This window comes from Streptomyces sp. NPDC058664 (genome assembly GCF_042716635.1).
Classification (GTDB): Bacteria; Actinomycetota; Actinomycetes; order Streptomycetales; family Streptomycetaceae; genus Streptomyces.
Genome location: NZ_JBHXRW010000032.1, coordinates 47,779 through 60,029 on the forward strand (window position 1 = coordinate 47,779; position 12,251 = coordinate 60,029).

Sequence of the window (12,251 nt, forward strand, 5' to 3'; positions counted from 1 at the left end):
ATCGCGGCGCGCCGCACGGCTTCCGGCTACCGATCCGACTCCATCGGGAGCGCCACCGCCTTCTTCCACTCCGTCAGCTGCGCGTCGTCCACGGGAACCATCGGGCCCTGGTACAACTGCGCGTGCCCGTTCTCCGTGACGTCCGCCCAGGCGTGGGTGGCGAACACGTACGTCCGGCCGCCCTCGGTCGGGCCGCACATACGGGGCTAGCCTGACCGGTGGGATTGCCGATGCCTCCGAGGGGAGCCGTTCATGACCACGGCGAAAGACCTGTTCATCATCGCCATGGACCGGGGCGTGGGCCAGGGCGCCCTGTCGCTCGCGCTCGCGGGAGCCGAGCTGATCGACCTGATCGACGCGGGGGCCGTGACCGTGGACGACGACCGGATCGTGCCGGGCGGGGCGGCGGTGGACGACCGCCTTCTCGGCCGGGCTGCGGCCGAGCTCACCTCCCGCGAGGGGATCGACGACTGGCTGTGGCGCCGGGGCCGCGACCTCTCGGCCGCGTATCAGGCCGCACTGGAGGCGGACGGCGAGCTGACGCGGAAGCGAAGCGGCCTGCTGCCCTTCGGCGCGGAACGCGTGGAACTGGTCGACACGCCCGCCCGTAGCCGGGCGAACGACCGCTGGGAGGAACGGGAACCCGTCCTGACGGCCCTCGCCTCGGCCGTGGGCATGGACGGAGGATCCGGCGACGAGCCCGACCTCGACGAGGCGGTGACGACGGTGGTGGCCGCCGTCCACGACGCGATCATGGAGCTGGAGGCCGTACGCCAGAGGCGGACCATCGAGAACACGGCCTTCGCCAACATCTGGCGCGGCCCGTGACCCCCGCACGACCATGTCGGAAATTCGGAGCCGGTTACCAGGAGTAGGGCGGAGTTACCTCCCTCTTCCCCGCCGGGAGTGACCGGCGGGGCCTGAAGCCCAGCCATCTGACAACCGCGAGACGCCGAGCCGGAGCCGACCGCCCCATGCAACAACCGCGCACCCAGACGCAACCGAACCGCACCCGCTCACCCCGGCAACGAACCCGGCCCCCGCCCACCAACCGGTCAGGCCCATGACGACCCGGACCACTGCCCGGGGCTCCGGTGACCCCCGCCCCCGGACCGCCCTCCGAGAGGTCTTTCGCTCCTGGAGGCGGCGGGTCAAGGGTGGGCGCAGCCCATCGCGCAGCGGCGCCGAAGGCGCCCTTGACGCGCCGCCGGAAGGAGCGACTCTCGGAGAGAGGGCGGTCCCACCAGAAGCCCATCAGACACGACCACCCCGAGGGCCTACACCCGCGCGGCCAGCGCCAGGATCTCCGGTGCCGCCTCCGCCAGGGACCGGAAGTGGCGATGGGCCCCGGGGTGCGGGGTCCCGGTGTTGACCGTCCACACCGTCATGCCGGCCGCGAGCCCGGACCGTACGCCGGACGGCGCGTCCTCGATCACCAGACACTCCGCCGGGTCCGCGCCCAGCTTCTCCGCCGCCAGCAGGTACGGGACGGGCGACGGCTTCCCTTCCACCACCGAGGCCGCGTCCACGACCAGTCCCGGCAACGGCAGACCGGTCCGCTCGAACCGCCCCCGTACCCGGTGCTCGTAGTTCGACGTCACGAGCGCCCACCGGTCCGCCGGCAGCGCGGCGAGCAGCTCGGCCGCCCCGTCGAAGGCCGCGTACGTCCCCGTACGGACGTCCTCGTCCTCCAGCTCGTGCAGGAGGGCGAGGCACTCGTCCGGATCGGCGTCCGGCGCGACGGCCGCGAAGGTCTCCACGGGCCGTGTCCGCAGCGCGACGGCGTACACCTCGTCCCCGTCGAGCCCGTACCGCGAGGCCCACGCGTGCCACATGCGGCGCTGGTTGGCGACGGCGTCCACGAGGGTGCCGTCGACGTCGAAGAGGAAGAACTTCGTGGGGATCACGCCCCGGATGCTACGGCGAGGCGTCCGAGGCGCGACCGCCCGGTACCGGGCTACGCGGTCGTCACGACACCGACGTGAACTTGGTCCCCTCGCCCGCGTACAGCGAGGTCGCCGTCTTCGTGAACGGCGTGGCCCACGCCCCCGTCCCCAGGTACACGTGCGTCCCCGCCGACCCGTACGCGACGAGGTCGGGCCGCCCGTCGTTGTTCGCGTCGTCGACACCCACCAGCTGGCTGTACGCGCCCCAGCCCGTGCCGATCTTCGTCCGGGCCGTGAACGTTCCGTCGCCCTTCCCGAGGTACAGCCACAGCACGCCCGCGGTGTCGCGGGCGACGAGGTCACCGGCCGGACCCCCGGCGAGGTTCCCGACGGCCGTCAGCTGGTTGTAGACGCCCCACCCGGAGCCGACCTTGGTGCGGGCGGCGTAGGGAGTGGTGGCGCTGCCCGTGCCCTTGTAGAACCACAGCACGCCGGAGGCGTCCGTCGCGACGAGATCGGCCCTGCCGTCGCCTGTCAGGTCGGAGCCCGCCGCGAGCTTGTTGTAGATGCCCCAGCCGGGTCCGACCCGCACGCGCGTCGCGAACGTGCCGTCGCCCTTGCCGAGGTGGTTCCACAGCACGCCGGCCGTGTCCCGGCCGATGAGGTCACCGGCGGCGCTGCCCGCGTTGTTCCCGGCCGCCTCGATCAGGTTGTACGTGTTCCACCCCGTACCGACCTTCACGCGAGGCTTCGCCGGCGTCACCTGACCGGCCACCGGCCAGTCGAGGGTGTCGTCCCGCCACAGCGTCCCCGACGCGTCCCGCGCGAGCAGGTCGGGCGAGCCGTTGTCGCTGAGGTCGTGCGCGTTCGCCTTCCGGGTCACCTTGAACGCGCCCGTCGCGTGCCCGGGGTACCCGATGCCGTTGGTCGGCGTGAGGGTGACCTGCCAGGTGTAGTCGCCGTTCGGGGCGCTGACCCCGTTGATCAGCCCGTCCCAGGTGAGCCGCGCGGGCGCCGAGGGCCGCGTGAGCCGCTTCGTGAACGTCTTCCCGGTCACGTTGTGCCGCAGGGTGACGTCCAGGTTCACGTTGTACCGGGAGAGCTGCCACTCCATGGGCACCCGACCGCCGTTGCGGTCGAGCTCCGCCACGGCGGGGACGGTGCTGTGGAGCACGGTCGGGGAGGTGGACGCGCCGGGTGTGCCCGCGATCAGCGAGGCCTGCGGGTAGCCGCCCTCCGCGATCTTGAAAAGCCCTTCCCCGTCGGTCGCCTTCCCGCCCTGGACGTAGATGCTTCCGTCGGGCGCGGTCGACGTGGACGTGAAGTGGTCGAGCAGCGTCATCGTCTCGCCGGTGAGGACGTTCTGCGCGGTCAGTCCGTACAGCGGGTCGGGGGAGGGGGCGGTGAGCCCGCCCGGCACCCCGTACAGCACCCAGTCCCCGTCGAACCCGACGACGACACCACTGGTGCCCGCGCCCAGCGAGACGTACCTGAAGGGCTCGTACGCGCTCCGCTTCTGCACGGCCACCCGCGTGACGCCATCCACGGTCTCCGTCCACCCGAGGTACGACGGACTGAGGGCGCCGGTGACCTTGGCCGGGTCGAAGGGCCGGGTCGCCTGCTCCAGCCCGTGGAAGTTGCCGAGGAGGTTCGTCAGGGCGCGCAAGTACGTGGTGACGCCGTTCACCTCCTTCGTGAACATGAGGGACACGTCGGTGCCGGAGTGCGCGACGATCCTGTAGTCGCGCGCGTAGGGGAGGTACGAGATCTCCTCCTGCTGCTGCACGCCGTTCACCCGGGTGAGCCGGTAGAGGTCCTCCCCACCGGCCGTGTTGGGAACGGTCAGGTAGAGCGTCGAGCCGGCCGCCCCGACGACCCTGTAGTTCGTCCCGAGCGACGCGGACGGCTCGACGAAGGACGTGAACATGCTGACGCTCATGTCCCGGAGGACGAAACGATTCCCCTCGCGGGTGATGACCGTGTCCGAGCGGCTCGGGTGGGCGAGCGTCCCCGGAATGTCGGTCCTGCTGCCGTCGGACAGCCTCGTCCACGTCAGCGCGGTCCCATCCGCGCCGTCGTCCTTCGAGGTGAGGAAACCGGTCGTCCCGGCGCTGACGAGCTTCTCGCCGGCCGGGAGGGTGACGGTGACGTCCTGCGTCGCCGCCACGGCGGCCACGGCCGTCGGCGCGGCGACCAGCGTCGTCCCGCCGACGGCGGTGACGGCGAGCACGGCGGTGACGGCCACGACGAGCCGACGGCCGGATATGTGCGCGTGATGCATGGTGCGTGTCCCCCCGGGGATGCGGGCGGGGTGTCAGCAACACCGCGTCCGTTACTCATGATTGCGTAGAGGTCGCAGCGTACGAGACGAAGGACGACCACGTCGCGGGGGTGACGGCGGGCTGGGGGCCGTGGGGGTTCTTGGAGTCGCGGAGGTGGATGGCGGTGGGGTGGGCGGCTACCTCGACGCAGTTACCGCCTTCGCCACCGTTGTAGCTGCTCTCGAACCGGTCAGCGTACGGCCGACGGCCCACTCTCGTGGTCATGAAGTCCGAAACGGCCACTCCAACCGGCGAGTTCACGCTCCGGCTCTCGGCGACGCGCCGGGGCGCGCGCCCCGCCCGGCTGCTCGCCGTGCGGCAGCTCCACGACTGGGGCGTGACCGGCTCCGCCGCCGAGGCGGCCGAGCTGGTCGTCGCCGAGCTCGCCAACAACGCGGCCCTGCACGGACGGGTGCCGGGGAGGGACTTCGAGGTGCGGATGGCCCTCGACGACGAGCACGCGCACGTACGGATCGAACTCTCCGACGCGCGCGGTGAGCGCCGCCCGTTACCGTCCACGAACCCCGACGAGGGCGGTAACGGGCTGCTGCTCGTCGCCGCCCTCGCCACCGCCTGGGGCGTGAGGACCGCCGCGTCGGCAAGACGGTCTGGGCGACCGTCCCGCTGTCACGCCTCTGATCCGTCAGAACACGGTCGCGTCCCGGCCGAGCGTGTCGTACCCGTAGACGGAGCGGCGGGCTTCGAAAGGCGCGCGCCAATTGCCCGTGCCTTTGTAGTAGTACGTGCTGCCCGCGTCGTTCGCCAGCAGGTCGGCGTGGCCGTCACGGTCGACGTCGCCGAAGCCGACGAGCCCTTCGTACGCGTTCCAGCCGCTGCCGATCCTCGTCCGGGGCGCGAAGGTCCCGTCGCCCTTGCCGAGGTACAGCCACAGCACGCCGGCGGTGTCGCGGGCGACGAGGTCACCGGCCGGGCCGCCGCCGATCTGGCCGGTGGCGGTGAGCTGGTTGTAGACGCCCCAGCCACCGCCGACCTTCACGCGCGCCGCGAAGGGGGTGATGGCGGAGCCGGTGCCCTTGTGGAGCCAGAGCGCGCCCGAGGCGTCGGTGCCGAGCAGGTCGGACCTGCCGTCGCCGTTGAGGTCGCTGCCGCCGGTGATCTGCTGGTAGGCGCCCCAGCCGCCGCCGACCCGCACGCGGGGAGCGAGCGCGTGGCCGGTGCCCTCGTGGAGCCAGAGGACGCCGGTCCTGTCGCGGGCGACGATGTCGGCGTGCGGGGCTCCGGCGACGTCTCCGGGCGAGACGAGCCGGTCGTAGGCGTTCCAGCCGCCGGTGCCGAGCAGCTCGGGAGTGCCCGAGCCCCAGGACCCGAGGGGCTGGCTCGTGTTGTGGAGCTTCAGGCCGCCGGAGTCCCGGACGAGCAGGTCGGGGGTGCCGTTGTCGTTGAAGTCGTGCGCGACGGTCTTGCGGACGACCTTGAAGGTGCCGGTCCTCTCGACCGGCGGGCCGACCCTGTTGGCGGGTGTGGCCGTCATCCGCCAGGTGTACTCGCCGTTGTAGGCGGGGACGGCGTCGCGGCCCGTGCCGGACATGCTGTTCCAACCGACGGTTCGGGTCCATCCGCCGTCGGATCCGGGAAGCGGCACCTTCGTTCCGGTCGCGGTGTGCGTCAGCTCGACGCGCACGCCCACCGACCTCCGGCTGAAGGTCCAGCTCAGGGGGATCGGCACGGAGGCGGTGTCGAGGTCGATCACCTCGGGGACCTTCTGGTCGTACAGTTCGAGCGCGGTGGGCTCGCCCGTGCTCGCCACGAGCGTGGCGGCCGGGGTGCCGTCCTCCCCGACGGAGATCCGGTACAGGCCCTCGCCTTCGGCGAGGGTGCCGCCGCGCACCACCTGGGTGCCGTACGGCCCGGTGGTGGCGCTCTCGAAGGTGTCGAGGAGCTTGACCCTGGTGCCGTCCTTCAGCGACAGGGCCGTCAGCGCGTACAGGGGGTCACCGGTGCCGTGGTAGCCCCCCGGCATCCCGTACGTCAGCCAGTCGCCCACCAGCTCGACCTGTATTTCCCTGTACGTGGTGCCCAGGGGCACGCGCGTGGTCTCGCCGGTGTCCCGCCGGACGGCGACGAGGGTCGGGGCGAGGGACTGGGGAGAGGTGACGGGCCACTCGACCCAGGCGACGTGCGTGGCCGACAGCGCGGTGCTGTAGAACCGGCTGTTGAGCGCCCCGTTGGTGATCTCCTGCGAGGCGTACGTCTCGACCACCGCGTGGGTCGCGAGGTCCACCACGGCGACGTGGCGGGTGGGCGTCGCCCCGTCTCCGGGGCGGGTGTAGACGGCCACGACGGTGTCGGGGGAGTCGAGGTCGAGGTGGACGAACGTGGCGTCCTCGGGCAGGCCGGTCACCTTGTGGTCGACGAGTTCGCCCTGCGGCTTGCCGACGACGTGGAGATCACGGCCGCCCGTCGCGTTGGCCTTCGTCACGACGAGGGAGGAGCCGGCGCTCCTCGCGTGACCGTAGCCCTCTCCGAGCAGACCGAGGTCGATCACCACGGGATCGGCGCCGGTGGCCATGTCGTACAGCGAGTGGACGGTCCCGTCGATCCTGGTGACGATGTCCGTCCGCCGGCTCGACGTGTACGCGCCTTCGGGCAGCGTGGTCGTCACACCGTCCGCGTACCGCGTCCACCGGTAGGTGAAGGTCTGGAAGTCGGCGCCCCTCCGGGCGCTCAGGAAGCCCGAGGGGCCGGCGCCGGTGATCTGGTCCTCGGCCGGGAACGGGAGCACGTCCTGCTCCGTCGACTGCGACCCGGCCGCCGTCACGGACCCCGTCGTCGCCATGGCCACCGGCGCCGCTCCCGTCGCCGCCGCGCCCGCCGTCACGGCGAGGGCGACGGCGACGGCGGTGGTGAGCCGGTACCGGGATGCGCGTGCTGTGGACAACGTGTGTTTCCCCCAGAGGTGTGGGCATGGCGGGTGATCCGCCATGCCCCCATGACTCACGAGGGAGTCGAGAAGTTGTACGTCGGTGGTTGTGCGCCGGTGTCAGGAGACCGAGGTGAACCTGCTGCCCTCGCCCGCGTACAGGTTCGTCGTCATCCGGCTGAACGGAGCCGTGGCCGAGCCCGTCGACCGGTAGACGTACGTGCCTCCCGCGCCGTACGCGATCAGGTCCGGGCGTCCGTCGGCGTTGACGTCGCCCGCGCCGACGAGCTGGGAGAAGGCGCCCCAGCCGCTGCCGACCCGCACGCGGGTGGTGAAGTTGCCGGCGCCGTTGCCCTGGTAGAGCCAGAGGACGCCGGCGGTGTCACGGGCGACCAGGTCACCGGCGGCCGTGCCGGCGATGTTCCCGACGGCGGTGAGCTGGTTGTAGGTGCCCCAGCCACCGCCCACGCGCACGCGTGTCGCGAACGGGGCCGTGGTGCTGCCCGTGCCCTTGTAGAACCAGAGCACGCCGGCGGTGTCCGTCGCGAGGAGGTCCGAACGGCCGTCGCCGGTCAGGTCGGAGCCGCCGGCGAGCTTGGTGTAGCCGCCCCAGCCGGCACCGACCTTGACGCGGGGCGCGAAGGTGCCGTCGCCCTTGCCGAGGTGGTGCCAGAGCACGCCGGAGCCGTCGAGGCCGATGAGGTCGCCGTGTGCGCTGCCCGCGATGTTGCCGACGGCCTCGATCTGCTTGTACGTGTTCCAGCCGGAGCCGATCCTGGTCCGCTCGGCGGTGCCGATCTGGCTGCCCACGGGCCAGTCGAGGAGGTCGTCCCGCCAGAGGACGCCCGAGGCGTCGCGGGCGAGGACGTCCGTGGAGCCGTTGTTGTTGAAGTCGTGCGGGTTCGCCTGGCGCGAGACCTGGAGGCTCCCCGAGGCGGTCGCCGGGCTGCCGAGGCCGTCGGCCCGGGTGGCGGTGACCTGCCAGGTGTAGGTGCCGTTCGGGGCGCTGATGCCGTCCAGGAGGCCGTCCCAGGAGAAGGCGACCGTGCCGCCGGGGTCCGGCGGGGACAGGCGCCGGGTGAGCTTCCTGCCGGTGGCCGTGTGCGTGAGCGTCAGGTTCGCGGTGGCGTCGGCGCGGGACAGGGTCCACTCCATGGGGACCGTGGTGCCCGGCTTCTCCAGGCTCACCGCGGCGGGGACTTTCGACCCGGTCACCTGGAGGGACATGACCCGGCCCGTGTCGGCCACGAGCGTGGCTGCCGGACGGCCGTCGGGCCCGGTCAGGATGCGGAAGATCCCGTCGCCCGCACCGGAGAACCCGCGCACGAGCACGGCGCCGTCCGGGGCGTGGGCGACGCTGGAGAAGTTGTCCAGGACCTTGTACGGAGCGGCGGCGGCGTCGGTGAGGCTCCGCGCGTACAGCGGGCTCGGCGTCTCCCCGGCGGTCGTACCCGGGACGCCGTACAGGAGGACGTCCCCGACGATGCCGGCGACGACGACGCCGCTCATGGAGCTGTCCATGGGGAACCGCTTGGAGCCCGCGGCGATCACGACGCCCTCGTCCTCCGGGTACTGGACCCATCCCTGGTGGGCGGTGGTGTAGGCGCCCGTCGAGCTCTGGGTCCACCGGTAGGTGCCGTACGAGCCCTCCCAGTCGATGACGCTGTTGCTGAGGACGCTCGTGGTGGCCCTCCACCACGAGGGCGCGTAGGCGCTGGCCGGCGTGGACCGTGTCATCTCGGTGCCCAGGACGATCAGCTTGTTGCCGTCGGAGGCGACGACCTTGTAGTCCGTGTTGCGGGTGCGGGACGACAGCTTCGACTTCTGGGAGACGCCGTTGACCTTGGCGATCTTCCACAGCTCGCGGTAGCCATCGGTGTTGGGGACCGAGACGCTCACGTAGAGGTTCCCGCCGACGGCGCCGACCAGCTCCGACGACGCCCTGAACTCGGAGTACAGGTCGATGTACGTTGAGAAGGACGCGCCGGAGTTCATGTCCCGCAGCCAGACCGCACCGCCGCTGCTCGTCACGACGATGTCGGAGTTGCTGTCGTGGGCCTTGGTGCTCAGGCCCGTGCTGACGGGCACGACCGAACCGTCGGAGTACTTGTGCCACTCCAGGACGGTGTTGCCCTCCTCGTCGTGCCGCGACGTGAGGTAGCCGGTCGTGCCGGTGCTGACGACCTCGGCGTCGAGGGGCAGGTTCGCCTCGGCGGCGGCTGTGGTGGCGGTGATGCCCGCCGTGGCGCCCGCCGGGGCGGCGAGGGCGGCCGGACCGGCCGCCAGAGTGCCGGCGGTGACCGCGAGGACGGCGGTGACGGCGGCGGCGAGACGACGGGCGGACAAACGGTTCTGCACGGTGAATTCCCCCAGGACGACCGGGCGTGGCGATTGCCACGCCCGGTTGGACTCATGATCGACGCCGAGGGTTGTACGGCAGATCGAACAAGTGGGCGGTCAGGGGCGCGCGTTGTACGCCAGGTCCTCCCGCCAAGGGGACACGCCGACTGCCTCCGCCGTGCGGAACGGCTGCGTCCAGGAACCCGTACCCCGGTGGAGGACCGCCGAGTCGCCGCCGTCCGACGCGGTGGCGTACAGGTGGGGGCGTCCGTCGCGGTCGGCGTCGCCGGCGCCGAGGCCGTTGAGCGGCCTCGCCACGATCTGCCCACGTACAGGGCCCGGCGTTCGCGCCGGTCCACAGGGCACCGCTGCCGTTCCGGCTGAGCTCCCCGGCGGCCCCGCTAACCGCGCTCCACCACACCCCGTACGTACGCCGCCTGCCCCGCGTGCTGGAGGTCGTCCGCGATCACCGACACCAGGCGGACGCCCAGGGTGACCGGCGGGTCCCAGGTGGTGTCGACGACCCGGTCCAGGTCCGCGTCGGTCACCGCGCCGACCAGCTCCTCCGTACGGGCGTGCACGGCGTCGTGGTAGCCGAGCAGCAGCTCCGCCGGGGCGCGGACCTTCCCGGCCTGGGCGCGCGACTGCCCGTAGCCGGTCGCCGCCGCGGGGAACGGGAGCCCGAAGCGGTCCCGCCAGCCGTCCGTGTCCCACAGCTGGTCCCTGCCGAAGGCGCCCGCGAGGTGATCGTCCTGGATGCGGGTGAGGTGCCAGACGAGCCAGGCGATCGAGTTGGCGCCGGGATCGACGCGTACGGCGAGCTGTTCCTCGGTGAGGCCGTCCACGGCCTCGTGGACGGCCTCCCGGATCCGGCCGAACGAGTCGACCAGCAGACCGGCGCTGTTCATGGGGGCTCCTCCGTGTCAGGGCAGGTGTCGGCCGTCGGGGACCTCGGCGACCGCGGGGCTACGACCGCTTCTTCTTCCTCCGCCACGCCTCCACCGCCGCCTCCACGTCGAACGGCCTCAGGTTCAGCGGCGGCCCGGCCGGCGGGCGGAGGAGGGCTTCGGCGATCTTGGTGTTGATCTCGCCGAGGATCCGGCGGACCTGGCTCTCCGAGACGGCCGCCGCCACCGCCGCCTCCGCGTCCTCGGCCTCCTTGCGCAGGGCGAGCGAGGGCGGCAGCACGGACGCGCCCTCGCGGTGCATCTTGCCCTTGATCCACCACAGCTCGTCGTACGGGGCCGAGTCGTCGGGCAGGGGCTTGCCGAAGCCCGACAGGCGGCTGAACTCACCCCGTTCCGACGCCTCGCGGATCTGCTTGTCCACGAACGACTCGAAGCTGACTCCGGGCGGCTTGCGTTCGGTCATGTGTCCAGCCTACGTAAACGACCCCGCCGGGGTGTGGTCGTCGCGGTCTACTACGGCACGCGATCTTCCGGCACGCTGTGGTCCGTTCAACGCGCGTCGACCCTTGTCCCGTCTCGGTACCCGGAGGACACATGCGTGCACGGATCACCCCGCTCGGCACCCTGTTCGCGCTCGTCGCGGGCCTGCTCACCGCCCTCGTCACCACCACCCCCGCCCAGGCCGCGCCCGTCTTCAAGGCGCCCTACCCCTGCGGCCAGACCTGGACCTACAGCCACCACTCGGCCGAGGTGCGCCAGGCCCTCGACTTCGTCCGCTCCGACGGCGGTACGACGGCCGGCGCCCCGGTCCTCGCCTCGGCGTCCGGCACCGCCTACCGCTACTCGCAGCCGTCCGGAGCGGGCAACTACATCGTGATCGAGCACGGCGGCGGCTGGAAGACGTACTACTTCCACCTCAACGCCTACTCGGTGGCCCACGGCGCCCAGGTCGCCCAGGGGCAGCAGATCGGCACCACCGGCAGCACGGGCAACAGCTCCGGCGCCCACATCCACTACGAGCAGCTCTACAACGGCGTCGGCCAGCCGATCGTGATCAACGGAGCCTCCCTGGCCCCGTACCCCGGTTCCTACGGCTCCAAGTCCCTGACCAGCGACAACGGCTGCTCGGGCGGGGGCGGCGGAAAGTACTGGGTCGACACCTTCGCCAACGCCACCGGATACGCCCAGGCGAACACCACCTCCCCGCAGGGAGTCCTGAACGCCGGCACCAACTACGTCTACTGCAAGGTCTGGGGCCAGGAGATCCGCGACGCCTCCGGCAACTACAACCACTGGTGGCTGAGGACCGACCTCGACACCGTCTACGCCGGGAAGAACGGCTACGGAGCGTACGTCTCCGCGTACTACCTGTCCCGCTGGGGGAACGACGAGGCCCGCGACAACAACGGGGCCGTCATCCCGAACTGCTGAGTCTCCCGAAGGGGCGGCCGTCCGCAAAGGGCAGGAGCCCCGCTCGTGCCCGGAGGCACGGAGCGGGGCTCCTTGGGTACTGCTCTAGTCGTGCTTGTCCGCCGACCCAGGCACCTTAGGCCGGGGAGACGTTCTCCGCCTGCGGGCCCTTGGGGCCCTGCGTGACGTCGAAGGTCACGAGCTGGTTCTCCTCGAGCGAACGGAAGCCGTTCGCGTTGATCGCGGAGTAGTGGACGAAGACATCCGGGCCGCCGCCGTCCTGGGCGATGAAGCCGAAGCCCTTTTCAGCGTTGAACCACTTGACGGTTCCGGTAGCCATAAGCCCTCCTTGGGCCAAAGGGTTGCCCTGCTCCAGAACCTGCAAAGAAGTCTGAAAACTACAAAAGCCTGCGGGTCACATGCTCCGCAGGCTCTGTACTGCAAGGGAAACCAAACTGCAACTTGCGTTGAGCGTAGCACGCAGGACGCGCGTGGCGGTAGAGGG

At 71.5% G+C, this 12,251-nt stretch carries 12 protein-coding genes and 1 pseudogene; 3 read left to right on the forward strand and 10 right to left on the reverse strand.

Going from position 1 to position 12,251, the window contains the following annotated elements; translation table 11 throughout:
• Nucleotides 1-26: 26 nt before the first annotated feature.
• A complete protein-coding gene (locus ACFWUY_RS24900; RefSeq protein ID WP_384113132.1) occupies nt 27-200 on the reverse strand; it encodes a hypothetical protein in 174 nt (57 codons plus the stop codon).
• Between the two features lie 52 nt (nt 201-252).
• Between ACFWUY_RS24900 and ACFWUY_RS24905 the strand changes: the two genes are divergently transcribed.
• A complete protein-coding gene (locus ACFWUY_RS24905) occupies nt 253-828 on the forward strand; it encodes a GPP34 family phosphoprotein (RefSeq protein WP_384113135.1) in 576 nt (191 codons plus the stop codon).
• 449 nt (nt 829-1,277) lie between these two features.
• On the opposite strand, the gene ACFWUY_RS24910 is transcribed toward ACFWUY_RS24905, so the two are convergent.
• The 3 genes from ACFWUY_RS24910 to ACFWUY_RS24920 all read right to left on the reverse strand — a co-directional run bounded on the left by ACFWUY_RS24910 (nt 1,278) and on the right by ACFWUY_RS24920 (nt 4,432).
• Nucleotides 1,278-1,907: an HAD family hydrolase gene (locus ACFWUY_RS24910; protein ID WP_384113138.1), complete on the reverse strand. Its 630-nt coding sequence runs from the start codon at nt 1,905-1,907 to the stop codon at nt 1,278-1,280.
• A 61-nt stretch (nt 1,908-1,968) separates the two neighbouring features.
• Nucleotides 1,969-4,167, reverse strand: coding sequence for an FG-GAP repeat domain-containing protein (locus ACFWUY_RS24915; protein ID WP_384113141.1), 2,199 nt, complete (start codon nt 4,165-4,167; stop codon nt 1,969-1,971).
• 55 nt (nt 4,168-4,222) lie between these two features.
• Nucleotides 4,223-4,432 (reverse strand): DUF397 domain-containing protein, encoded by a 210-nt coding sequence (locus tag ACFWUY_RS24920; RefSeq protein WP_384113144.1) that lies wholly within the window; start codon nt 4,430-4,432, stop codon nt 4,223-4,225.
• On the opposite strand from ACFWUY_RS24920, the pseudogene ACFWUY_RS24925 reads away from it, so the two are divergent.
• Nucleotides 4,431-4,724, forward strand: a pseudogene (locus ACFWUY_RS24925) (ATP-binding protein); the annotation flags it as partial. The gene ACFWUY_RS24920 and the pseudogene ACFWUY_RS24925 overlap by 2 nt on opposite strands.
• A gap of 126 nt (nt 4,725-4,850) precedes the next feature.
• Here the strand turns inward: ACFWUY_RS24925 and ACFWUY_RS24930 are convergent.
• From ACFWUY_RS24930 to ACFWUY_RS24950, 5 genes are all read right to left on the reverse strand, one after another.
• Nucleotides 4,851-7,106, reverse strand: coding sequence for an FG-GAP repeat domain-containing protein (locus ACFWUY_RS24930; RefSeq protein ID WP_384113147.1), 2,256 nt, complete (start codon nt 7,104-7,106; stop codon nt 4,851-4,853).
• Nucleotides 7,107-7,208: 102 nt separating this feature from the next.
• The gene (locus tag ACFWUY_RS24935) at nt 7,209-9,446 is read right to left on the reverse strand and encodes an FG-GAP-like repeat-containing protein (RefSeq protein WP_384113150.1); all 2,238 of its coding nucleotides are present in this window, start codon (nt 9,444-9,446) and stop codon (nt 7,209-7,211) included.
• A gap of 99 nt (nt 9,447-9,545) precedes the next feature.
• The gene (locus ACFWUY_RS24940) at nt 9,546-9,746 is read right to left on the reverse strand and encodes a hypothetical protein (protein ID WP_384113154.1); all 201 of its coding nucleotides are present in this window, start codon (nt 9,744-9,746) and stop codon (nt 9,546-9,548) included.
• An 83-nt stretch (nt 9,747-9,829) separates the two neighbouring features.
• On the reverse strand, nt 9,830-10,336 hold the full coding sequence (locus ACFWUY_RS24945; RefSeq protein ID WP_384113157.1) for a DUF664 domain-containing protein: 507 nt from the start codon (nt 10,334-10,336) through the stop codon (nt 9,830-9,832).
• A gap of 58 nt (nt 10,337-10,394) precedes the next feature.
• Nucleotides 10,395-10,799, reverse strand: a complete 405-nt coding sequence (locus ACFWUY_RS24950) for a DUF1992 domain-containing protein (RefSeq protein ID WP_384113160.1) — start codon at nt 10,797-10,799, stop codon at nt 10,395-10,397.
• A 131-nt stretch (nt 10,800-10,930) separates the two neighbouring features.
• Here ACFWUY_RS24950 and ACFWUY_RS24955 point away from each other — a divergent pair, with 131 nt between their 5' ends.
• Nucleotides 10,931-11,767 (forward strand): M23 family metallopeptidase, encoded by an 837-nt coding sequence (locus ACFWUY_RS24955; protein WP_384113163.1) that lies wholly within the window; start codon nt 10,931-10,933, stop codon nt 11,765-11,767.
• A 115-nt stretch (nt 11,768-11,882) separates the two neighbouring features.
• Here ACFWUY_RS24955 and ACFWUY_RS24960 read toward each other — a convergent pair whose 3' ends face one another.
• Complete coding sequence (locus ACFWUY_RS24960) at nt 11,883-12,086, reverse strand: cold-shock protein (protein WP_015035453.1); 204 nt, start codon at nt 12,084-12,086, stop codon at nt 11,883-11,885.
• Nucleotides 12,087-12,251 lie beyond the last annotated feature (165 nt).

What these genes read in the sequence shown, in the direction of transcription:
- ACFWUY_RS24960 (WP_015035453.1), bottom strand. Translation starts at nt 12,086, where the DNA reads ATGGCTACCGGAACCGTCAAGTGGTTCAACGCTGAAAAGGGCTTCGGC.
- ACFWUY_RS24900 (WP_384113132.1), bottom strand. Translation starts at nt 200, where the DNA reads ATGTGCGGCCCGACCGAGGGCGGCCGGACGTACGTGTTCGCCACCCAC.
- ACFWUY_RS24945 (WP_384113157.1), bottom strand. Translation starts at nt 10,336, where the DNA reads ATGAACAGCGCCGGTCTGCTGGTCGACTCGTTCGGCCGGATCCGGGAG.
- ACFWUY_RS24950 (WP_384113160.1), bottom strand. Translation starts at nt 10,799, where the DNA reads ATGACCGAACGCAAGCCGCCCGGAGTCAGCTTCGAGTCGTTCGTGGAC.
- ACFWUY_RS24955 (WP_384113163.1), top strand. Translation starts at nt 10,931, where the DNA reads ATGCGTGCACGGATCACCCCGCTCGGCACCCTGTTCGCGCTCGTCGCG.
- ACFWUY_RS24915 (WP_384113141.1), bottom strand. Translation starts at nt 4,167, where the DNA reads ATGCATCACGCGCACATATCCGGCCGTCGGCTCGTCGTGGCCGTCACC.
- ACFWUY_RS24905 (WP_384113135.1), top strand. Translation starts at nt 253, where the DNA reads ATGACCACGGCGAAAGACCTGTTCATCATCGCCATGGACCGGGGCGTG.
- ACFWUY_RS24920 (WP_384113144.1), bottom strand. Translation starts at nt 4,432, where the DNA reads ATGACCACGAGAGTGGGCCGTCGGCCGTACGCTGACCGGTTCGAGAGC.